The 22748-nt window shown below is 67.2% G+C and carries 19 protein-coding genes; 11 read left to right on the top strand and 8 right to left on the bottom strand.

Features of this window, described 5'->3' with window-relative positions:
- The first annotated feature begins 222 nt into the window (after positions 1-222).
- A complete protein-coding gene (gene bamA / locus BM249_RS05655; protein ID WP_091969835.1) occupies positions 223-2787 on the top strand; it encodes an outer membrane protein assembly factor BamA in 2565 nt (854 codons plus the stop codon).
- Positions 2788-2834: 47 nt separating this feature from the next.
- On the top strand, positions 2835-3890 hold the full coding sequence (lpxD, locus tag BM249_RS05660) for a UDP-3-O-(3-hydroxymyristoyl)glucosamine N-acyltransferase (RefSeq protein ID WP_091969837.1): 1056 nt from the start codon (positions 2835-2837) through the stop codon (positions 3888-3890).
- Between the two features lie 34 nt (positions 3891-3924).
- Here the strand turns inward: lpxD and BM249_RS05665 are convergent, their stop codons facing one another.
- Entirely contained in the window at positions 3925-4653 is a 729-nt protein-coding gene (locus BM249_RS05665; protein ID WP_091969839.1) for a Crp/Fnr family transcriptional regulator, read from the bottom strand.
- Positions 4654-5119: 466 nt separating this feature from the next.
- On the opposite strand from BM249_RS05665, the gene fabZ reads away from it, so the two are divergent.
- From fabZ to BM249_RS05690, 5 genes are all read left to right on the top strand, one after another.
- Positions 5120-5575: a 3-hydroxyacyl-ACP dehydratase FabZ gene (gene fabZ / locus BM249_RS05670; protein WP_425284797.1), complete on the top strand. Its 456-nt coding sequence runs from the start codon at positions 5120-5122 to the stop codon at positions 5573-5575.
- The gene (gene lpxA / locus BM249_RS05675) at positions 5572-6384 is read left to right on the top strand and encodes an acyl-ACP--UDP-N-acetylglucosamine O-acyltransferase (protein WP_091969843.1); all 813 of its coding nucleotides are present in this window, start codon (positions 5572-5574) and stop codon (positions 6382-6384) included. The genes fabZ and lpxA overlap by 4 nt, the downstream gene beginning before the upstream one ends.
- The gene (locus BM249_RS05680) at positions 6381-7232 is read left to right on the top strand and encodes an LpxI family protein (protein ID WP_091969845.1); all 852 of its coding nucleotides are present in this window, start codon (positions 6381-6383) and stop codon (positions 7230-7232) included. The genes lpxA and BM249_RS05680 overlap by 4 nt, the downstream gene beginning before the upstream one ends.
- Positions 7229-8401 (top strand): lipid-A-disaccharide synthase, encoded by a 1173-nt coding sequence (lpxB, locus tag BM249_RS05685; RefSeq protein ID WP_091969848.1) that lies wholly within the window; start codon positions 7229-7231, stop codon positions 8399-8401. Before BM249_RS05680 ends, lpxB begins: the two co-directional genes overlap by 4 nt.
- Positions 8402-8513: 112 nt before the next feature.
- A complete protein-coding gene (locus BM249_RS05690) occupies positions 8514-9017 on the top strand; it encodes a hypothetical protein (protein ID WP_091970106.1) in 504 nt (167 codons plus the stop codon).
- A 119-nt stretch (positions 9018-9136) separates the two neighbouring features.
- Here the strand turns inward: BM249_RS05690 and gltA are convergent, their stop codons facing one another.
- Positions 9137-10426, bottom strand: a complete 1290-nt coding sequence (gltA, locus tag BM249_RS05695) for a citrate synthase (protein ID WP_091969850.1) — start codon at positions 10424-10426, stop codon at positions 9137-9139.
- A 338-nt stretch (positions 10427-10764) separates the two neighbouring features.
- Positions 10765-12189, bottom strand: a complete 1425-nt coding sequence (gltX, locus tag BM249_RS05700; protein WP_091969851.1) for a glutamate--tRNA ligase — start codon at positions 12187-12189, stop codon at positions 10765-10767.
- Between the two features lie 153 nt (positions 12190-12342).
- Between gltX and BM249_RS05705 the strand changes: the two genes are divergently transcribed.
- Positions 12343-14601 (top strand): ComEC/Rec2 family competence protein, encoded by a 2259-nt coding sequence (locus tag BM249_RS05705; RefSeq protein WP_091969852.1) that lies wholly within the window; start codon positions 12343-12345, stop codon positions 14599-14601.
- Here the strand turns inward: BM249_RS05705 and lexA are convergent.
- Positions 14595-15344 (bottom strand): transcriptional repressor LexA, encoded by a 750-nt coding sequence (lexA, locus tag BM249_RS05710; RefSeq protein ID WP_091969853.1) that lies wholly within the window; start codon positions 15342-15344, stop codon positions 14595-14597. The two genes, BM249_RS05705 and lexA, sit on opposite strands and share 7 nt — an antisense overlap.
- A gap of 275 nt (positions 15345-15619) precedes the next feature.
- Entirely contained in the window at positions 15620-17065 is a 1446-nt protein-coding gene (locus BM249_RS05715; RefSeq protein ID WP_091969854.1) for a homospermidine synthase, read from the bottom strand.
- Between the two features lie 323 nt (positions 17066-17388).
- Between BM249_RS05715 and BM249_RS21570 the strand changes: the two genes are divergently transcribed.
- Positions 17389-17559, top strand: coding sequence for a hypothetical protein (locus BM249_RS21570; protein ID WP_177232332.1), 171 nt, complete (start codon positions 17389-17391; stop codon positions 17557-17559).
- Between the two features lie 16 nt (positions 17560-17575).
- On the opposite strand, the gene BM249_RS05720 is transcribed toward BM249_RS21570, so the two are convergent.
- Both BM249_RS05720 and BM249_RS05725 read right to left on the bottom strand, forming a co-directional pair.
- Complete coding sequence (locus BM249_RS05720; protein ID WP_091970107.1) at positions 17576-18139, bottom strand: GNAT family N-acetyltransferase; 564 nt, start codon at positions 18137-18139, stop codon at positions 17576-17578.
- 229 nt (positions 18140-18368) lie between these two features.
- Positions 18369-19535 carry a type III PLP-dependent enzyme gene (locus BM249_RS05725; protein ID WP_091969855.1) on the bottom strand — a complete coding sequence of 389 codons (1167 nt, stop codon included), beginning with the start codon at positions 19533-19535 and terminating at the stop codon, positions 18369-18371.
- A 665-nt stretch (positions 19536-20200) separates the two neighbouring features.
- On the opposite strand from BM249_RS05725, the gene BM249_RS05730 reads away from it, so the two are divergent.
- Both BM249_RS05730 and BM249_RS05735 read left to right on the top strand, forming a co-directional pair.
- A complete protein-coding gene (locus tag BM249_RS05730) occupies positions 20201-21784 on the top strand; it encodes an OpgD/OpgG family glucan biosynthesis protein (protein WP_091969856.1) in 1584 nt (527 codons plus the stop codon).
- Complete coding sequence (locus BM249_RS05735; protein ID WP_244528605.1) at positions 21781-22275, top strand: GNAT family N-acetyltransferase; 495 nt, start codon at positions 21781-21783, stop codon at positions 22273-22275. The genes BM249_RS05730 and BM249_RS05735 overlap by 4 nt, the downstream gene beginning before the upstream one ends.
- Positions 22276-22329: 54 nt before the next feature.
- Here BM249_RS05735 and BM249_RS05740 read toward each other — a convergent pair whose 3' ends face one another.
- Positions 22330-22569, bottom strand: coding sequence for a hypothetical protein (locus BM249_RS05740; protein ID WP_091969858.1), 240 nt, complete (start codon positions 22567-22569; stop codon positions 22330-22332).
- Positions 22570-22748 lie beyond the last annotated feature (179 nt).

Here is a 22748-nt window from a genome sequence, read left to right on the forward strand (position 1 = left end):
TGTGGTGAGGATTTCTTCACCATGTTCGAAGAGAATGGTTCATCGCCCGTGACCGGAACGCCACGTGTCCCCGAAATCCCCTGTGGGGCGGACGCCCCGGCGTTTGCTTCGACCGGCAAACCCGGTAGAAGCTGAGCCTGAGACCAGATGACGGGACGACCGGAGAACCGGCGCCCGTCCGCGGGTGCAAACCCGTACTGATAAAAAGAGACGGGCGATTACATGATGTCGATGACGGGGAAGCGCCGACGCAAGTCGGCGGAGCAGACCATCGTCCTAGTCGCCGCCACAGCCGCTGGGCTGGTTCTCGGTGGCACGGCGCAGGCCGAGCAGATCGTCGTCCAGGGTAACAAGCGCGTCGATTCCGATACCATCCGGTCTTACGTGACCGGCACCGCCTCGGGGTCTCCCGAGGAAGCCCGCCGCAACCTGCTGGCGAGCGGCATGTTCTCCGACGTGAAGGTGTCTCGCAGCGGCGGCAGCACCGTCGTGACCGTTCGCGAGAACAACATCATCAACCGCGTGGTGTTCGAAGGAAACAAGAAGGTCGAGAAGGCCACCCTCGAAGGCGAGGTCGAGGCCAAGGCCCGTGGCCCCTTCAATCAGGGCATCGTCACGGCCGACCTTCAGCGCATCCGCGAAATCTATCGCCGGTCGGGCCGTGGCAGCGCCAAGGTCAGCTTCCGCACCGTCGATCTGCCGAACGGCCGCCTCGACGTGATCTACGTCATCGAGGAAGGCGACAAGACCGGCATCAAGGCGATCAACTTCAGCGGCAATCGGGAATTCTCCGATAAGAAGTTGAAGGAGCTCATGTCCTCGTCGGAGATGAACTTCCTCTCGTTCATCAAGACGTCCGACGTGTACGATCCCGACCGGATCGCCGCCGACCTCGAACTCGTGCGCCGCTTCTACCTGAAGAATGGCTACGCCGACTTCCGGGTCGTGAAGGCCGATGCCCGCTACGTCGAGGCCGAGACCGATGCCGGCTGGGTCATCGACATCGTCGTCGACGAAGGTCAGCAGTACAAGGTCGGCGCCGTCGCCATCGATTCGCGCCTGCCCGGCCTCGATGCCCGTGGCCTCGATGGTGAAGTGCGGGCGCAGGTCGGCGACGTCTACAACGCCGAGGATGTCGAGCGGACGCTGAGCGGCGTCACGAACCAGGTCGCCCGTCAGGGTTATCCCTTCGCTCAGGTGCGTCCCACCGGACAGCGTGACCCGGCCACCCATACGGTGGCCCTCGGCTTCGTGGTCGAGGACGGCCCGCGTGTCTACGTCGAGCGCATCAACATCCGGGGCAACACCCGGACGCGCGATTACGTCATCCGCCGCGAGCTCGATATCACCGAGGGCGACGCCTACAACCGCGTGCTGACGGACCGGGCCGAGCGTCGCCTCAACGGCCTTGGCTTCTTCAAGAAGGTCCGCTTCTCCAACGAGCCGGGCTCGGCGGCCGACCGCGTGATCATCAACATCGACGTCGAGGATCAGCCCACGGGTTCGTTCTCCGTCGCGGGTGGCTACTCGACCCAGGACGGAATCATCGGTGAAGTCTCGGTCTCCGAATCGAACTTCCTCGGTCGTGGTCAGTACGTGCGTGTCGCCGGTACTGCCGGTCAGTTCGCCCGCGGCATCGACTTCTCGTTCACGGAACCGTACTTCCTCGGCTATCGGCTCGCGGCCGGCTTCGATGCGTTCTACAAGTACTCCGACCAGACCCGCTTCTCGCGCTACGAGACCACCGTCTACGGCGGTCAGATTCGCGTGGGCCTGCCGATCACGGAAGAATTCGGCGTCACGCTGCGGTACTCGCTCTACAACACCGAGCTGAAGGTTCCGAACACGCTCAAGCGGCCGTACAACGATTGTTCGAACCCGATTCCCGGGTACACGCAAGTGTATGGTGCGAACGACATCGTTAACGGTGTGCCGCGTCCTGACTTCGCTGGCTTGGCGAAGTACCCGAACTGCGCCTTCGACGGCGAGGCCTCCATCGCCCTCAAGGGATCACAGGGCAACACCCTGACGTCGCTCGCCGGTCTGACGCTGGCCTATTCGACCCTCGACAATATCGGCCTGCCGCGTAACGGTCTCTACGCCGAGCTGAAGCCGGACGTCGCCGGCATCGGCGGCGACTCGAAATTCTTCCGCGTGACGGGTGACGCCCGTTACTACAAGGAATTCTACGAGGACGTCGTCGGCTTCATTCGCCTTCAGGGCGGTCACATCTCGGCGCTCAACAACGAGCCCCTGCGCATCACCGATCAGTTCTTCCTCGGCCCGTCGCTGGTCCGTGGTTTCGCCCCCAACGGCCTCGGCCCGCGTGACGTCGGCATCGCCGACAGCCGGTCCAACGCCATCGGCGGCAGCACCTACGTGGGTGGCACCGTCGAGCTTCAATTCCCGATCTGGGGTATCCCGAAGGATCTGGGTCTCAAGGGCGCGGTCTTCGCCGATGCCGGTACGCTGTTCGGCTACAATGGCCGTACGCAGTTCAACGTCAACGGCGATGCTTTCATCAACGGCATCGCCCCCGGCGGCGTCTGCAACTTCAACTCCGCGACCATCGGCGTCGAACCCGAGTGCGTGAACGTCCACGACAAGGCGGTGATCCGGTCGTCCATCGGCGCCTCCATCCTGTGGAACTCGCCGCTCGGCCCGATCCGCTTCGATTACGCCTACGCCCTGACCAAGGACGAGGGCGTGAAGGTTCCGGGCACCAACTTCCGGATCGGCAAGGATCAGCTCCAGGCCTTCCGGTTCTCCGGTGGCTCCCGCTTCTAAGAACACCGAGAGCGTCGCCCTTTTCGGAGGGCGGCGCGTTGCCGGTCATGGCTGATCCCGTCTTCTTCTCACCCGACACCACCCTCAGCCTCGGCGCCATCGCCGAGGCTGTCGGCGTTTCACTGCCCTCCGGCGCCGATCCGGAGACGATCTTCAGCGGGGCGGCTCCCCTCGAAAGCGCCGGCCCGGACGACATCGCCTACATGGACAATGCCCGCTACGGCGATGCCCTGAGCGGGACTCGTGCCGGACTGTGCCTCGTCTCCCCACGCTTCGCCGCCCGCGTCCCGAGTACGACCGTCGCCCTCGTGCTGCGTGATCCCTACCGTGCCTATGCGGGGATCCTGGCCCGACTACATCCGGACGCCATGCGACCGGCTTCCCTGTTCGGTTCGACGGGAATCGCGCCGGGCGCCCATGTCCATCCGCAAGCCCGGTTGGAGGACGGCGTGCGCGTCGATCCCGGCGCGGTGATCGGGCCGGATGCCGAGATCGGATCCGGCACCGTCATCGGCCCGGGCGCCGTCCTCGGCCCCAATGTCCGAGTTGGGCGCGACTGCGCCATCGGTGCCGGCGTCACCCTGATCCACACCCTCGTGGGCAACCGGGTCATCGTGCATCCCGGGGCGCGGATCGGCCAGGATGGATTCGGCTTCGCCATGGGTCCGGGCGGTCATCTCAAGGTGCCGCAGATTGGCCGGGTGATCGTGCAGGACGATGTCGAGATCGGCGCCAACACCACCATCGATCGGGGCGCCAGCCGCGACACGGTGATCGGGGAGGGGACCAAGATCGATAACCTCGTGCAGATCGCCCACAACGTGGTGATCGGCCGCCATTGCGTCATCGTTTCGGGCGTCGGCATCTCGGGCTCGACCACCCTCGAGGACTATGTCGTTCTCGGCGGTCAGGTCGGCGTCGTCGGTCACCTGCGCATCGGCATGGGGGCGCAGATCGCCGGATCCTCGAACGTGAACCGCGACGTGCCCCCCGGCAGCCGCTGGGGCGGCACCCCGGCCAAGCCCGTTCGGGCCTGGTTCCGCGAACTCACGACCCTGGCCCGCCTCGCCGAACGCGCCCCCGCCGAGGACTCGAAGGATTGACGGGATCGCGCACGGCGTGCCCGTGCGCGATCCGTCATGCCGCAACGCGGTGGCGTAAATAATGGGGCTGGAAGTCCCCCAGGGCCTGAAGGGTCGTGCGGTCGAGGATCGTCAGGGATCGCCCCGCCAAAGCGATGAGGCCCTGACGGCGCAGATCCTGAAGCGTCCGGTTGACGTGGACGCTCGACAGACCGGCCGTGTCGGCGAGATCGTACTGGGTGATCGGCATCTCGAAGCGGTCATCCTCCACGAGGCCCACCGCCTTCAGGCGCCAGTCGAGTTCGCAGAACAGATGCGCGATCCGCGCCAGGGCCGGACGGCCGCCGATATTGACGAGCCATTCGCGCAAGGTCGCTTCCTCGATGCGCGCGGCGCGGCGCAGAGCTTCACCGACCGCAGGCGCCTCCCGCATCAGCACGCTCACCTCGGCAGGCGAGAGGCGCACCGCGCGCACCGGGGTGAGTGCCATGATCGCATGGTCGGTGTCGCTTTCCAGGACCGTATCGAGGTCGTAGCTATCTCCGGGTACCAGATAGGCGGTGATCTGCCTGCGTCCCCCGAGCAGATTCCGGTATCGGCACGCGAATCCCTCCATCAGCACGAGACGACCGCCGCTACGCTCATGCTGCGGGACGAGGTCTGTCCGAGCGGGCGCGAGATCCTGCTTCAGGAGCATTCGGTCCACGAGGTCGCCGTCCAAAAGCGAGAGGGACGCGAGACTTTCGAGCTTCCGGCGGAAGCGGTTCACCTTGGAGGCGGGCACAGCTTGATCCAATGCACCAGCACGAGCGGTCCTCACATGCGTTAAGTTTCAAGGCGCCTATCGCGAGGCGAAGCCGGATATCATTTTTCCGCGTGGAGATAGAAGGGCAAAAAATTTCGGCTTTCAAGAATCGGATGTCAGTGCAAAAAAATTCCAGGCTCCTTGGCTGGAAGAGTGGCTGCGATCAATTTGAATCCGGTGGATACAGTACGTCATGGCGCGATTTCGATCGGTTGGATACTCGCGAATTTCACATCGACCGACAGACCAAATCACGTTGCTGTCAGCGGTTCGGTTCGGGTCGTTCGAGTTCGCCGGGTGAGTAGCGCCAGTCGTTGGGGGTTGCATCGGGCGAGAAATCTGCCGAAAGACGTCTCCTCCACCCAAAGGGCGGGCCCAAACCGAGCTGGGCGGAACGCATCGCGGGTCGCCGCACGCCAGAGAGACGATTCGATCGATGAACGAGATGCCGCGCGAACTCGGCTCGGCCGATATCCAGAAGGTTCTGGAGCTTCTGCCGCACCGCTATCCTTTCCTGATGATCGACCGAATCATCGAGATCGACGGTGACCGGTCCTGCATCGGCATCAAGAACGTCACGATCAACGAGCCGCAATTCACCGGACACTTCCCCGGCCTGCCGGTTTTTCCGGGCGTCCTCCTCATCGAGGGCATGGCGCAGACGGCGGGGGCGATCTGCTGCCGGCACATCATGACCGATGAGCTGCGCACCAAGCAGGTGTTCTTCATGACCATCGACAAGTGCAAGTTCCGCAAGCCCGTCGTGCCCGGCGACACCGTGCGCTACCACATGACGAAGCTGAACCAGCGCAAGACCATGTGGTGGTTCCAGGGCGAGGCCCGCGTCGGCGACACCCTGGTGGCCCAGGCCGAGATCGGCGCCATGCTGGTGACGGAGTGACGACGCCCGTGGGGATCCACCCCAGCGCCATCGTGGAGGATGGCGCCACCCTGGGGGCGGACGTGCGGATCGGCCCGTTCTGCCATGTCGGTCCGGAGGTCAGTCTCGGCGACGGCTGCGAACTCGTGAGCCATGTGGTCGTGGCGGGCCGGACCGCCATCGGGCCGCGCACGCGGCTCTATCCCTTCGCTTCCATCGGGCATCCGCCACAGGATCTGAAGTTCAAGGGCGAGCCCTCGACTCTCGCCATCGGCGCCGATTGCCTGATCCGCGAGGGCGTGACGATGAATCCGGGGACCGCCGGCGGCGGCCTCGAGACCACGGTCGGTGACAACTGCACCTTCCTGGCCAACTCCCATGTCGGGCACGATTGCCGGGTGGGCAACGGGGTGATCTTCTCCAACAACGTCATGCTGGCTGGGCATTGCAGCGTCGGCGACTTCGCGATTCTCGGCGGTGGCGCGGCGGTGATCCAATTCGCCCGCGTCGGAGCGCATGCTTTCGTGGGCGGCCTGTCGGGGCTGGAGAACGATTGCATCCCGTACGGCATGGCGCTCGGCAACCGCGCCTACCTGTCGGGCCTCAACATCATCGGCCTGCAGCGTCGGGGCTTCGCCCGCGAGGATATCCACGCCCTGCGCCGCGCCTATCGGCTGCTGTTCGCGCCCGAGGGTACGCTCATGGAGCGGGTCGAGGACGTGGCGGCCGAGTTCGATTCGCATCGCGGTGTCGCCGAGATCGTCGCGTTCATCCGCGCCGGCGGAAAGCGCTCGATCTGTACCCCGCGCGAAAGTCCGAGCGCGCCGTGACCGCGCTGACGGCCCCCCTCGTTCTCGTCGCCGGGGCGGGGCGTCTGCCCGAACTCGTGGCGGAATCCCTCGACCGCGCCGGACGCCCGTTCCGGATCCTGGCGATCCGGGGCTTCGCCGAACGTGCGATGCGCGCGCGCGCGGCCGCCTCCGTCGATCTCCTCGACATCGCCGGGGTGTTGGCGATCCTGAAAGCCTGGGGTCCAGTGAGCGTGGTGCCGGCCGGCGGCGTCTCCCGGCCAAATCCCGCCGCCATCCTCAACGCGGCGGCGGCCCTGCGCAACCGCGATGCCCTCAAGGCCATCGCCAGCGGCGGCGACGACCGGCTCCTGCGCGGCGCCCTCGCGTTGCTGGAGGAGAACGGCCACGGCATCGTCGGCGTCCACGAGGCTGCGCCCGATCTCCTCAGTCCCGAGGGGATCATGGGCCGCTTTCGCCCCGACGCCGCCGCCGCCGAATCCATCGCGGCCGGTCGTGCGCTCCTGAGCGCCTTAGCTCCTTACGATGTCGGTCAGGCCGCCGTCATGGTCGCCCAGCGCGCCATCGCGGTCGAAGGGCCGGAGGGAACCGACCGTATGCTCGCCCGCGCCCGAGGTCTCGGACGCAAGCCGTTCGGCTACGGCGCGGCGCAAGCCGGCACCGTGCTGGTGAAGGTCGCCAAGCGCGGGCAGGACCTACGGGTCGACTTGCCGGCCATCGGTCCCCGCACCGTGGTGAACGCCGCCGCTGCGGGATGCAGCGGCCTCGCGATCCAGGCCGGGTTCACCCTCATCATCGACCGGCCCGCCACCGTCGCGGCGGCCGACCGGGCGGGCCTCTTCCTCACCGGTGTGAGCCTCGACGCATGAGCGAGGTTCCCCCTGGGAGAAAAATCTGGCTCGTCGCCGGCGAGGATTCCGGCGACCAACTCGGCGCCAAGCTCATGCGCGGTTTGGCCGCCCTGTCCGACCGGCCGATCCGCTTCGGCGGCGTCGGAGGCGAGGCCATGGCGGCCGAAGGCTTCACTTCGCTGTTTCCCATCGATGATGTCGCGGTGATGGGCTACCTGCCCGTGGCGGCCCGCCTGCGTACCCTCCTGCGTCGCATCCGCCAGACCGTACGCGATGTGGTCGAGGCCCGGCCCGACGTCCTCGTCATCATCGACAGCCCCGGCTTCACCCACGCGGTGGCGTCCCGCGTACGCAAACGGATGCCGGGCTTGCCAATCGTCGATTATGTGTCGCCGAGCGTATGGGCGTGGCGCCCGTGGCGGGCCGCTCGGATGCGTCCGTTCATCGACCACGTCCTCGCCCTCCTGCCGTTCGAGCCCGACGCCCATCGCCGCCTCGGCGGACCGGCCTGCACCTATGTCGGACATCCGCTCATCGAGCGCCTCGACGACCTACGGCCCGATGCCGACGAGGCGGTGGCCCGCATGGCCCTGCCACCGACCCTGGTGATCCTGCCGGGCTCGCGTCGCTCGGAGATCGAGCGGCTAATGCCGGTCTTCGGCGCGACCCTCAGCGGCCTGACGCGGCAATTCGGCCCCATCGAGGCAGTGCTACCCGCCGTGACCCGGCACCGGGCCCTCATCGAACGCTTGGCCGGATCCTGGGGTACGCCCGTACGTCTCGTCCACGGGGAAGCGGCCAAGCACGCGGCCTTCCGACGGGCCCGCGCGGCGCTCGCGGCGTCCGGCACCGTCACCCTGGAATTGGCGCTCGCCGGCGTTCCCATGGTGGTGGCCTACAAGGTCTCCCGCATCGAAGAGGCTGTGGCCCGGCGCCTGATCCAGGTGCCCACGATCGTCCTGCCGAACCTCATCCTCGGCCAGAACGCCATGCCGGAATTCATCCAGGCCGACTGCACCGCCTCGAATCTGGCGGAGGCCTTAGGTCCCCTGCTGAGTGGCGGCGCCGCTCGCGATGTGCAGGTCGAAGCCCTGTCGCGGATCGACGGTCTGATGCGGCTCACCGATGGCGACGAACCGAGCCGCAAAGCCGCCCGTATCGTCCTCGGCGCCACGCGAGCTGCCTGATCGACGAAGTCCAGGGCCGGCGCGACCGCTGTCTTGCACCGAACCGGCCTCCACCCCGACAAAAAATGCTCTAGCCTTGCGCCAAGCCATCCGGAACGGGAGTACGGACACCGTGCGGCGCACGCTCAAATTCCTTCACACCATGGGGGCCATCGGCCTGATGGGGGCGATGGCGTGCCTCCTCGTGCTCCTGAGCTTCACGCCCCCGTCCAGCGCCCTATCGGGCTACGCGCTGATGCGCGCCGCCATGGGGGCTGTCGCAACCTGGGTGTTCCTGCCATCCCTCGCCCTGACCCTATTGTCTGGCCTCCTCGCCCTGGCGCAACGCGTTTTCCACAAGGCGGGCTGGGCCTGGGTGAAGCTCGCCACGGGCGTGCTGATGTTCGAGGGCGGTCTGGTCTACGTACAGGGACCGATGCGTCAGGAGGCCGAACTCAGCGTCGCCGCCCTCGCCGGCACGGGCGATCCGGCTTTGCTGGGCCAGTCCCTCGGCGCAGAGGCAAACACCCTGTGGCTGCTTCTGATCGTGGCGACGGCAAACGTGATGCTCGGCATCTGGCGTCCGCGCCTCATCCGTCTGCCGACGTCTACGGTGGCCCCTCGGCTCGAATCCTGACTCGCTCGAGGATCTCGGACGCCGAAATCGTCAGGGTGCGCACCAAGCGAAAATGAAAAGAGGCGTCCGCCACGGGTCAAGACCGGTGATGAACGCCCCTCCTTTCGCCGTAGCGCGAATCAGCCGCGCTGGTCGATGGGCACGTATTCCCGCTTCTCCGGGCCGATATAGAGCTGGCGCGGGCGGCCGATCTTCTGTGAGGGGTCCTCGATCATCTCGGCCCACTGGGCGATCCAGCCCGTGGTGCGGGCGAGCGCGAACAGCACGGTGAACATCGAGGTCGGGAAACCCAGCGCCTTGAGGGTGATGCCGGAATAGAAATCGATGTTCGGATAGAGCTTCTTCTCGATGAAGTATTCGTCCTCGAGGGCGATCTTCTCGAGCTGCACGGCGACTTCGAGGAGGGGATCGTCCTTGATGCCGAGCTGGCCGAGCACCTCGTGGGTGGTCTTCTGCATGATCCGCGCGCGCGGATCGTAGTTCTTGTACACACGGTGGCCGAAGCCCATCAGGCGGAACGGATCATTCTTGTCCTTCGCCTTGGCGACGTATTTCGCGACGTTCTCCGGATGCCCGATCTCTTCGAGCATCTTCAGGGCCGCCTCGTTGGCGCCGCCATGGGCCGGTCCCCACAGGCAGGCGATGCCGGCGGCGACGCAGGCGAACGGGTTGGCGCCCGACGAGCCGGCGAGGCGCACCGTGGAGGTCGAGGCGTTCTGCTCATGGTCGGCGTGGAGGATGAAGATCCGGTCCAACGCCCGGGCGAAGATCGGATTGACCTTGTACTCCTCGCACGGAACCGCGAAACACATCCGCAGGAAGTTCGAGGTGTAGTCGAGGTCGTTCTTCGGATAGACGAACGGCTGACCGATGGAATACTTGTAGGCCATCGCCGCGAGCGTCGGCATCTTGGCGATCATGCGCAGGCTCGCGACCATGCGCTGCTTGTCGTCCGAGATGTCCGTCGAGTCGTGATAGAATGCCGACAGGGCGCCGACGCAGGCAACCATGATCGCCATCGGGTGGGCGTCGCGGCGGAAGCCCTGGAAGAAGCGATTCATCTGGTCGTGCACCATGGTGTGGCGCGTGACCCGGTAATCGAAATCCGCCTTCTGGGCCGGCGTCGGCAATTCACCGAACAGCATGAGGTAGCAGGTTTCGAGAAAGTCGCCGCTCTCGGCGATCTGGTCGATGGGGTAGCCGCGATAGAGCAGCACGCCGGCATCGCCGTCGATGTAGGTAATCTTCGATTCGCACGAGGCGGTTGAGGTGAAGCCCGGGTCGAAGGTGAACTTGCCGGTCTTGGCGTAGAGCTTGCCGATATCGATGACGTCGGGGCCGATGGTGCCGGATTTGATCGGCAGCTCGACCTGCGCGTCGCCCACGGTGATGGTGCTGTTGGCGCTCATGGAGACGTGGACCCTTTCGTGGCAGCGGGGCGGCGCCGGCCCGCGTGGCGATGGTTCGCCAACGCGGCTCCGGGGCGCAAGGGCAACGCATGCTGCACTTGCTCACACTGGGACCGGGTTAACGGATCGGTGGAGCACCTTCAACTGAGCGCCCGCCTCACGAAGGCCATGAAGCGAGATCCGGGCCGAATTGTCATTCTTCCTGATCGCGTCTCCTCCAAGCCGAAAGCGCATCGTACGAACTCCGACTGATCCCTCCGGAACGGCGGAGTTCGGCGACACTCAAACGCTGCGTGGGATCGCTGATCCAGCGATTGCTTCAATCAGCGGACGCCGTATCAGCCGCCGATCTGGTCGCGCAGGCGGCCGAGGCATTCGTCGCGGCCGAGCACGGCCATGACGTCGAACACCGGCGGCGACGTCGCCCGGCCGGTGAGCGCCGCCCGCAGGGGCTGTGCGATCTGGCCGAGCTTGACCGATGCCGATTCGGCGAAGGCCCGTACGGCCCCTTCCGTCGTGGCTGCATTCCAGTCCGGCAGGGCTTCGAGGGCCGGCAGGATCGCGGCGAGGCGCTCGCGCGCTTCGGGGCCGAGGAGGCCCCTGGCCTTCTCGTCCAGGGCGAGCGGCCGGGCGGCGGTGAGGTAATAGGCGCTGTCGAGGAGGTCGACGAGGGTCTTGCCGCGCTCCTTCAGGCCCGGCATCGCCGCCGTGAGCTTGTCCCGCAGGTCGGGGCTCATGGGATGCGCGATGCCCCGCTCCGGTCCGAGGGCGGGCAGCACGGCATCGATGGCGGCGACGAGGTCGGCATCGGCCGCGCCCCGGATGTAGAGGCCGTTGAGGTTCTCGAGTTTGGCGAAGTCGAAACGGGCCGGCGAGCGCCCGATGGATTTCAGATCGAACGCCGCCACCATCTCGTCGGTAGAAAACACCTCCTGGTCGCCGTGGCTCCAGCCGAGGCGCACGAGGTAGTTGCGGAGGGCCGCCGGAAGGTAGCCGAGGTCGCGATAGGCATCGACGCCGAGCGCGCCGTGACGCTTCGACAGCTTCGCCCCGTCCGCGCCGTGGATGAGGGGAATGTGCGCCATGGCGGGCGCTTCCCAACCGAGGGCGTCGAAGATCTGGCGCTGGCGCGCCGCGTTGGTGAGGTGGTCGTCGCCGCGAATCACCTGGGTGACGCCCATGTCGTGGTCGTCCACCACCACGGCGAGCATATAGGTCGGATTGCCGTCGGAACGCAGCAGAACGAGGTCATCCAGATCCTTGTTCTGCCAGACCACCCGACCCTGGACGCCGTCCTCCACCACGGTCTCGCCATCGAGGGGTGCGCGCAGGCGGATCACCGGCTTCACGCCGGCCGGCGCCTCCGACGGGTCCCGGTCACGCCAGCGTCCATCGTAACGCAGGGGCCGTCCCTCGGCGCGCGCGGCCTCGCGCATGGCCGTCAGTTCCTCCGGAGTCGCGTAACAGCGATAGGCATGTCCCGAAGCGAGCAGGCTCTCGGCCGCTTCGCGGTGCCGGTCGGCCCGGGCATATTGATAGATCACGTCCCCGTCCCAATCGAGGCCGAGCCAACGCATCCCGTCGAGGATCGCGTCGATGGCTCCCTGCGTCGAGCGTTCGCGGTCCGTATCCTCGATGCGCAGCAGCATCCGGCCGCCGAAGCGCCGGGCATACAGCCAGTTGAACAGGGCGGTGCGCGCGCCGCCGATGTGGAGATAGCCCGTGGGGGACGGCGCGAAGCGCGTGACGACGGAAGACGACATCGAGTGAGAGCTTGAACTTCTGCGGGGAAGAGGACCGGCACCGGATCGACCGGCCCTGGAACGCGCGTGTAGCATGCGCCGCGGCGGGCGTTAAGAAATCGTCACCCCGACACTGCTCGGGGACGACGGAAGCACGCCCGGAGACGTGGCGGAATGGGGCGGGAGGGCGCAGGCACCGCCGGACGGGTGTGGGCGGTGGCCGCCCATCGCCTGGCTGCGCCTTCCCTCTGGCTCGACGGTCTCCGAGGCGGCGTCGCGGTGGGCTTCACCCGCGAGGTCGAGCAGCGGCGGCTGTTTCCCTGGCTCGCCGTGGCCTTCGGCATCGGCATCCTCGTCTGCTTCACCGCCACTTCCGGCACGCCCGCCCTCGCGGCCCCCCTCGTGGTCGCGGCGGCCCTCGCCGCCCTAACGCCGCTTCTGGCCGCCCGACCCGTCGCCCTTGGCCTGATCCTCGGCCTCGTGGCGGGCTTCCTCGGTTTCGCCGCCGCCACATTCCGCCTCACGCAGGTGGCGGGGCCGGTTCTCCCCCGAACCACCATCGCACCCTTGGTCGGTCTGATTGAGGCCCTCGACGAGCGGGAGGAGGGAGCGCGGCTCGTCGTTCGAGTCGAGAGCTTCGGCACCTTGGCGCCGGAGGCGCGGCCGCGCCGGGTCCGGGTGTCGTTCAAGAAGGCGCCACCGCTCAAACCCGGCGACCGCATTGCCGCGACGGCCCGCCTCCTGCCGCCGCCGGACGCGGCGCGCCCGGGCGGCTACGATTTTGCCCGCGACGCCTATTTCCGTGGAATCGGAGCGGTGGGCTCCCTCGTCGGCACGATCCAGGTTCGTCCGCCGCCCGACGACCTTCCCCGCTCCCTTCGCGTCGCCGCTGCCGTCGACGATGCCCGCAACGCCCTGACCCGTCGCATCACCGACGCCAACGGCGGACAGGCGGGCGCCGTCGCCGCCGCCCTGGTGACGGGCAAGCGGGGGCTCATCAACGCCGAAACCAACGACGTCCTGCGCGCCGCCGGAATCTACCACGTCGTTTCGATCTCGGGCTTACACATGGTGCTGGCGGCCGGCGTCGTGTTCTGGCTCGTGCGGGCGCTGCTGGCCCTGGTGCCGCCCCTCGCCCTACGCTGGCCGATCAAGAAGCTCGCGGCCGCCTGCGCCATGCTGGGCGTCACCGCCTATTGCGTCTTTTCCGGCTGGGACATCGCCGCCGAGCGCGCCCTCATCATGACGCTGGTGATGCTCGGGGCGATCCTGGTGGACCGCCCGGCCTTGAGTATGCGCAACCTGTCGCTGGCGGCGATCATCGCCCTGGCGCGAGAGCCCGACGGCTTACTCGGCCCGAGCTTCCAGATGTCCTTCGGCGCTGTCGCCGGCCTCATCGCCTGCGCACCGTTGCTCGGGGCCTTAAGCCTGCGCGGGCAGGGCCTCGGTCCCCTCGGCCGCACCGCCATCCGGATCGCCACCGCCATCATCGGCACCCTGGCGACGACCCTGGTGGCGCAATGCGCCACGGCGCCGTTCGCGACCTACCATTTCCAGACCTTGCAACCCTTCGGCCTCGTCGGCAACGCCCTGACCCTGCCCCTCGTTTCACTCGCTGTGATGCCGGCGGCGGTCTTGGGGATTCTGGCCTATCCCTTCGCCCTCGATCAGCCGGTGTGGTGGCTGATGGGCCTCGCCGTGCGCGGAATGCTGGCGATCTCAGCCTGGATCGCCGGCTTCGACCGCGCCGTCACGGTCATTCCGGCCTTCGGCCCGGGCGCGCTCGCCGCCATGGCCTTCGGCCTCGTCACCCTCACCCTGCCGGTCTCGCGCCTGCGCTGGCTCGGCCTGCTGCCGATGGCCGTGGGCATCGTTCTTGCCGCCAATCCGATCCGGCCGGATCTCTATATCGACCGGGAGGGAGGCGGCGCCGCGATCCGCGCCCCGGACGGTCGCCTCGCGACACTCGGCAAACCGCCGGCTTTCGTTCTGGAGCAGTGGCTCAAGGCCGATGGCGATGACCGCAAGCCCAGCGCCGTCGCTGCCCCGCCGGATGCCCGGTGCGACCGCCTCGGCTGTACCGCCCGGCTGCCCAACGGTGGCGTCCTCGCCCTCGTCCTCGACAAACGTGCCCTGACCGAAGATTGTGCCCGCGCCGATCTCATCATCACCCGTCGTGAGGCTCCGCCGGGCTGTGCGGCCAAACTCGTCCTCGACAGGCAATTCCTCGCCGTTCGCGGAGCGACAACGATCCGGTTTCCGGTGGTCGGCGACCCCATCGTGAGGACGGCGCGCGACCTCGGCGAGACCGTACCCTGGCGTCCGGTCGCCCCGATGATTAGGCCAGTCACCACGAAAGCGGCCTCCGCTCCGGATAGGGAGGCGGAAGAGCCCGAGCCCTCTTCAGAGGGACCGGGTGAGAACTTTCAGTAACGTCGAACCAGGCTGACGAGGCGGCCCTGGATGCGAACACGATCGGGGCCGAGGACGCGGGTCTCATAGGCCGGATTGGCGGCTTCCAGAGCGATGGACGAACCCCGCCGGCGCAGACGCTTCAACGTCGCCTCCTCGTCGTCGATGAGCGCGACGATGATGTCCCCGGTATTCGCCGTGTCCTGCTTGCGGATCACAACCAGGTCGCCGTCCAGGATACCGGCCTCCACCATCGAATCACCGCGCACCTCGAGGGCGTAGTGCTCGCCTCCCGACAGAAAGTCCGGCGACAGGGTGACGGAATGGCTCTGTTCCTGGATCGCCGCGATCGGTGTACCGGCCGCGATCCGACCCATGACCGGAATGGTGATGGCCCGGCCCTCGCCATCGGTGGCCCGCGTCGTCGGCGGACGCGCCGACGCGACCGCCGGAACCGGCGCCTTGCCCTTGCCACCCTCCACCACGCTCGGCGTGAAGCGCCTTGCCTCCGGGGGAGGGGCGGAGGCGGTCATGCCGGCACCGCCTAGGCTTTCCGGCATCCGAATCACCTCGATGGCCCGCGCGCGGTTCGGCAGACGGCGCAGGAAGCCGCGCTCTTCCAGGGCCGTGATCAGACGGTGGATGCCGGATTTCGACTTCAGGTCGAGGGCGTCCTTCATCTCGTCGAACGACGGCGGAACGCCACCCTCGTTCATCTTAAGCTGGATGAACTGAAGCAGCTCCAATTGCTTACGGGTCAACATTGCGGACACTCGCCCCGGAGGTAGATGGATGCGGTCCGACGCCGCAGAAACAAATCGCGAACACGATAGGCGTTCCGGAAGTGTTCCGCAAGAGTTCTCTTGAAATTAACGTTTGGCCGAAACGTGCCTTCGGCCGGGGCTCCCTCTTGGAATCGAATGACCCCCACGAACGCAAATCGTCCGCGGCGATCCCCGGATCACCACGGACGAATAGAATCGCGCAAGCTGTCACGGCGCCGCCCGCGCGGGCGCGGACGACACCGTGAAGACTCGGCTCAGCCCTGAACCAGCACGTTGCGGAACTGCCAGGGATCGCTCTCGTCGATGTTCTCCGGGAATAGGCCGGGGCGGTCGGTCAACGGGGTCCAATCGGTGTAGACGCCGACCACGGGGCCGAGATACGGCATCTGCACTTCGAGGCAGCGGCGGAAATCCATCTCGTCCGCCTCGACGATACCGGCCTGCGGATTCTCCAAAGCCCACACCATTCCGGCGAGGACGGCGGACGTCACCTGGAGGCCGGTGGCGTTCTGATACGGAGCAATGCGTCGGGTTTCCTCGATGGAGAGCTGCGAGCCGAACCAGTAGGCGTTCTTCTCGTGGCCGTAGAGGAGCACGCCGAGTTCGTCGATGCCGTCGACGATCTCGGTCTCGTCGAGGATGTGGTGCTTCGCCTGCACCTGGGCCGCCTTGCCGAACATCTCGTGCAGGGACAGCACGGCGTCGTCGGCGGGATGGTAGGCATAGTGGCAGGTCGGCCGGTAGACGGCGCGGTCGCCTTCCAGGACGGTGTAGTAGTCGGAGATCGATACCGCCTCGTTGTGAGTGACCAGGAAGCCGAACTGCGCCTGGGCGGTCGGCGTCCAGGACCGCACACGGGTGTCGGCGCCGGGCTGCAGCAGGTAGATGGCGCAGCGCGATCCCTTCTCCTGGTCGCGGGCATTGTCGGGACGCCAGGTCTCGTGGGTACCCCAGCCGAGTTCGGCCGGCTGGTTGCCCTCGGAGACGAAGCCCTCCACCGACCAGGTGTTGACGAAGACGCCGCGGGGCTTCGGGTTCTTCGCGCGCTGGGTGTCGCGCTCGGCGATATGGACGCCTTTCACGCCGACTTCGCGCATGAGCTTGGCCCAACCGGCGCGGTCCGTGGGCTCCACCACGTCGAGGCCGAGATCGCCCGCGATGTTGAGGAGCGCCTGCTTGACGAACCACGACACCATGCCGGGATTGGCGCCACAGCACGACACCGCCGTGGTGCCGCCGGGGTTCGCCGCGCGGGCGTCGAGGATGTCCTGGCGCAGGGCGTAATTGGTACGGTCACCCTGGCTCTTCGACTTGTCGAAGTAGAAGCCCGGCCACGGCTCGGCGACGGTGTCGATGTAGAAGGCGCCGAGTTCACGGCACAGTTCCATGATGGCGCGGGACGAGGTGTCGACGGAGACGTTGACGCAGAAACCCTGTCCGCCACCCTCGGTGAGGAGCGGCGTGAGGACCTCGCGGTAATTCTCCTTCGTCAGGGCGACTTGCTCAAAACGCAGGCCATGCTGCTCGGCCAGGGCCTTGTGCGCGTCGGAGGGCTCGATGACGGTGAAGCGGGCCTTGTCGTACTCGAAATGACGCTCGATGAGCGGCAGGGTGCCGCGCCCGATGGAGCCGAAACCGATCATCACGATGGGACCGGTGATGCGGGCGTGAACGGGCCAGGCGGTGGCGGCTTCAGTCATGGGGTAGGCGTTCCTTCAAACTTACGCGCAAACTTACGCGGACGTCGCGGCGCGCGGGCTTCGGCTTGGACGTGGCCGACGCACCTAGTCGGCGAAGATGACGCGCACGCGACGGGTTCAGTGGCGGCTGGCGCTCGGTCGGTCAACCGTGCGGTCACGCACGCCGGACGGGATACTGAGATTCGATGGATCCACCCATGCTTTCAGCACAGGTGTCCCGTCCATCCACCGGAATTGCGGCCCTGCGGCCTCAACTCGATATTGCCTTGCAACAAACACGGTGGACGCCCCCTGCCGACAACGCTGACTCAAGGACCAGACCCATGCTCGCACTCCTCGTCTCGAATCTGCCGGCTCCGGTCGACGAGCCCGTGGATCGTGATCCCGGCATCATCACCCTGGCGGGGACCGTCCTGCGCGCCATTGGGAGGGAGCGGAACGCAGCGTTCCGCCGCCGTTGCGATCTCGCCGGAACGACGATCATCACCCGCTAGAGCCCGCCGCGGAGCGTCAAGCCACCCGTCGTCGCGACGCCGCGGCCGCGTCAGCGATGGCCGGACGGGGAACGTCCGCCTCGCCCCAGGCGCCCGTGGCCCGAAGCAGCCCGCCGGCATCCTTCAAGGCCCCCGGCCGTAAGTCGAGGCCGAGGAAGCGGTCTCGCTCGAACGGCCCTGGCATGGATAGACCGGCCGCGAGGGCGGGGGAGAACCCGAATCGGGCATAGTAAGGTGCATCGCCGACGAGCAGCACGGCACCATGGCCAAGCGCCTCCGCACGCGCGAGGGCGTGCCGCATGAGGCGCCCGCCGAGGCCGGCGCCCTGACAGTCCGGATCGACGGCGAGGGGGCCAAGCAGCAGGGCCGGGCGGTCTGACCCGGCCGCGACATGCCACAGGCGGATGGTGCCGACGAGGCGGCCGTCCGCCTCCGCCGTGAACGCGAGGCCCTCGGCGGGGCGGCGACCTTCGCGCAGGCGCTCGGACGTCTTCAGGCGACGACTTTCGCCGAAGCAGCGATCGAGCAGGAACTCGCGGGCGACGATGTCGTCCGGATGTTCGGAACGGATCTCAACCAAGGCCACACCCTTTCCCGACGTTTGGGCGGGGGACGAACGATCCTCGCATCGGGCCGAAGCCCTCTGTCCGGGATGGATTTGTTGCGAGGGTGCGGCTCGCCCCTCTCGCGCATCATCGGATACGGTTTCGGGCGATGGCCCCGAAACGATGAACGGCGACGGGTCCCTACCCTTGGTAGGAGAAGGACCCGCGCTCCCCGACAAACGAACGGCTCGACCGGAAACGGTATCAGATCACGAATTGCTGCAGGGGCGGGAAGCCGTTGAACGCCACCGCCGCATAGGTGGTGGTGTAGGCCCCGGCGCCCTCGATCAGCACCTTGTCGCCGATGGAAAGGGAGACGGGGAGGGGATACGGCGCCTTCTCGTAAAGCACGTCGGCCGAATCGCAGGTCGGGCCGGCGAGCACGCAGGGACTGGTTCGGTCGCCGTCATGGGCCGTACGAATGGCGTAGCGGATCGACTCGTCCATGGTCTCGGCGAGGCCGCCGAACTTGCCGATATCGAGGTAGACCCAGCGGATCTCGTCCTCGGCCTCGGACTTCTTCGAAACCAGCACGACCTCGGCCTCGATCATACCGGCATTGCCGACCATGCCGCGACCCGGTTCGATGATGGTCTCGGGCAGGTGGTTGCCGAAATGCTTGGTGAGCGCGCGGAAGATCGCGCTGCCGTAGGATTCCACGCCCGGCACCGCCTTGAGGTACTTGGTCGGGAAACCGCCACCGAGGTTGACCATGGACAGCGTGATGCCCCGGTCGGCGCACTCGCGAAAAATCGCGGCGGCGGAAGCGAGCGCCCCGTCCCAGGCCTCGGTGTTGCCCTGCTGCGAACCCACATGAAACGACACGCCGTAAGCGTGCAGGCCCTGGCGGCACGCGTGCTCAAGGACGCCGACGGCCATCTCGGGCACGCAGCCGAACTTGCGGGAGAGCGGCCACTCGGCCCCGGCGCCGTCGCAGAGGATCCGGCAGAACACCTGGACCGCGCCGGCCTTCACGCCGACCGCTTCGGCGGCGCGGGCGATCTTCTCGACCTCGGCCTCGCAATCGACGGCGAACAGGCGCACGCCGAGCTTGAGGGCGCGGCCGATGCAGCGCTCCTTCTTGATGGTGTTGCCGAACGAGATCCGGTCCGCCGTGGCGCCGGCGGCCAGCGCCATCTCGACCTCGGCCATGGATGCGGTGTCGAAGCACGAGCCCATCTCGGCGAGCAGACGCAGGACCTCGGGGGCGGGGTTCGCCTTCACGGCGTAGAACACCCGCGTGTCGGGGAGGGCGCGTGCGAAGGCCGTGTAGTTGTCACGCACGACATCGAGGTCGAGGACCATGACAGGGCCTTCGTCCTGACCCAGGTCACGACGCGCGCGCAGAAAATCGCGGATGCGATCGGTCATGTTTCCAACCCACAGGTTCGCGAGCGCCCTCACGCGGGGCGCGCTGTCGAATGTCTGGACGGCACGGGGCCGTCCGGCGTCTGAGGGCACTGCGCCACGACGCTCTGCGTGCTTTGGAGACACGCACGGGCGTTGCGGGCGCAAGCGCTCCCGGAAGCTGCCTTGGATTGGAAGGGAGATCCCCACCGCACGCCGGGCAAAGAGAAACAAGCCTCTTCGGTGTCGGCCTTTGGAGGGCCGACGAGACCAAAAAAGCCCGTTCGTCGTTGCTTTAAGCTGCGTCCCCCGTGGAGAGCGGGGTTCGCCGGTTTCGCCTCCGGCTGCCGGTTGTTGTCGGGGTCCGGTGACGCCACCTGGATGCCGGCCGGGGGGAATCCACCCCATCGACCATCGATCCTTTAAGACCCCTGGCGGCTGTCCGGCAGTTGGCCGGATGCCCACCAACCGACACGCGGCCACAGGCACGTGCGAAATTGGGCATCGGCCGTATATCCCCAGGGCCTTCCCGCAACAAGGAAAAACTGTGTTTTCGCCCATGCCGTGACGTCACAGAGCCGCGATGTTGCACAAACGCCGCGCTCGGGGGCAGCGCCCCCTTTCCAAGCTGGGGCGAACGGGTCATCAAGCGGGCGATTTCTCCCGACGGCCCGCGAGGCGCTCAGACCATGACAGACCCGAACCGCCGTGCCGTCGTCGCCGGCCTCGCCACCACCGGCCTGCTCGGCGGAGCGGTCCTGACCCGGGATGGGGCCGCCCGGGCGCAGGAGGGCGCTCCGAAGCCCTTCGGCTTTTCGGATGTCGAGCGTCGCGCCCGCGACCTCTCCAAGATCGCCTACACTGCGAAGGTGTCGCCCCTGCCGGCCGCCATCGCCAAGCTCGATTACGACGCCTGGCGCGACATCCGCTTCAAACCCGACAAGGCGTTCCTCGGCGCCGAAGGCAGCCCGTTCCGGCTCCAGCTGTTCCACCTCGGCTTCCTCTACGATCGGCCCGTGACGGTGAACCTCGTGCGCGGCGGGGTGGCGACGCCCATCGCGTATCAGGCGAGCCTGTTCGATATGGGCCGGACCAAGATCGACAAGCCCCTGCCGGTGGATCTCGGCTTCGCGGGCCTGCGCATCCATTCGTTCTTGAACAGTCCGAAGGTGCTCGACGAACTCCTCGTGTTCCTGGGCGCCAGCTACTACCGCTTCCTCGGGCGCCACGAACTTTACGGTCTCTCGGCGCGTGGCCTCGCGGTGAACGTCGAAGGCGCGGGCGGCCCGGAGGAGTTCCCGGTGTTCCGCGAGTTCTGGGTGACGATGCCGGAGGCGAATGCAGACGCCCTGGTGATCGACGCGCTGCTCGACAGTCCCAGCCTGACGGGTGCGTTCCGCTTCACCGTGCATCCAGGCGACGAGACCACGGTCGCGGTGCAGTCCACCCTGTTTCCGCGCACGGACCTCGCCACCCTGGGCCTCGCCCCGCTCACCTCCATGTACTTTATCGGCGAGAACGACCGGCGCCATTCCGACGATTACCGGCCCGAGCTCCACGATTCCGATGGGCTGCAAGTTGCGTCCGGCAGCGGCGAGTGGCTGTGGCGGCCCCTCGACAATCCGCATGCGCGGCGCTTCTCGAGTTTCGTCGATACCAATCCCAAGGGTTTCGGCCTGCTCCAGCGCGACCGGCGTTTCGAGTCCTACCAGGATCTGGAAGCCGGCTATCATCGGCGGCCCGGCTACTTCGTCGAGCCCGAGGGCGATTGGGGGGAGGGCGCCGTGATGCTGATGGAGTTGCCCACCGACACGGAGACGAACGACAACATCGTCGCCTGTTGGCGCCCGCGCCAGCCCTATCCGGCGGCTGAGCCGGTGCGCCTGTCCTACAGGGTGCGCAGCGTGGCGGACGAACCGCTCCATCCCGGCGCGCGGGTGGTGAACACCTTCGCGGCCGCCACGGTGGCGAGCGGCACCGCCAAGACCGAAGAGGCGAAAGGGGCGCTGAGCCGCCGGTTCCTCGTGGATTTCGCCGGGGGGGATCTCGCTTATTATCAGGCCGATCCGAGCCGGGTGGAGGTGGTTGCGAGTGCCGCGAACGCCACCGTCACGGCGACGTCCCTGGTGGTCAATCCGCAGACCGGAGGCATGCGCGCCGCCATCGACGTCACCGTTTCGGCAGCCGGGCAGACGACCGACCTGCGGGCGTTCCTGCGCGGCGGCGGTCGGGCGCTCTCGGAAACCTGGACCTATCCCTGGACCGCCGCGTGAGCGCGGCCGCGCAGGGCCGGGAAACGACGCCGGACATCGTTCTCCGTCCGGCGGGGATCGAGGATCTCGACGCCCTGGTCGCCCTGGAACATGCAGCCTTCGTGAGCGACCGGGCCGAACGCCGGGCGATCCGCCACGCCATCCGGTCGCCAAGCATGACGGTGCTGGTGGCCCTGGCCGATGACGGGACGGGGCAGGAGGTTCTCGTCGGGGCCGCGACGTTGGAGCGCCGCAAGGGCAGCCGCAACGCGCGGCTCTCCTCCATCGCCATCGCGCCGTCGCGCGCGGGCCAGGGCCTCGGCGGTCTGGTTCTCGACGCGGCCGAAGCGGATGCGAAGGCCTACGGCCGCACGCATCTGCGTCTCGAAGTCCGGGCCGATAACGGCGCCGGAATCCGCCTGTACGAGCGGCGGGGGTATACGCGCTTTGCCGTCCTCGAAGATTATTACGAGGACGGCATGGAGGCCTGGCGCTACGTCAAGGCGCTGTGACGCTTGATCGGGCGGCCCGGCTTTCGCCGGGCCTGATCTGTCGAGGTGGAACGCTTAGTCGCAAACCTCCTTGGTGACGGTCTTGCGGTCACCGACGTCGTTCTCACGCGTCACGGTCTTCGAGGAGCAGCCGTCACCGCTCTCGCGGGTTTCCACGGTCTTGCGCTCGCTCGCGGGCCGCTCGACCACGACATCGGGACCGTCGCGGTGGATGACCGTGGTCTCGGCCTGGGCCAGGGCCGGGGCGCCGATGACGAGCGCCAGGGTGGCGGCGGCGAGAAGCGAAGAGCGCATCGAGAAAACTCCGTCAGGTAAATCTGCGCACCTAACGGGACAGTGCGGGGGACCGTTCCCAATGCTCCGCCGTTCTTGCGCAAATTCCCCAGGACCGATGACGTCGTACTGGCTGCGACGGATCGTGCGCGCGGGTCCCCGCACCCTGCCGACGAGGGACAGGATGAGGTGTGACCGCT

The organism is Methylobacterium gossipiicola, from assembly GCF_900113485.1.
Lineage (GTDB): Bacteria > Pseudomonadota > Alphaproteobacteria > Rhizobiales > Beijerinckiaceae > Methylobacterium > Methylobacterium gossipiicola.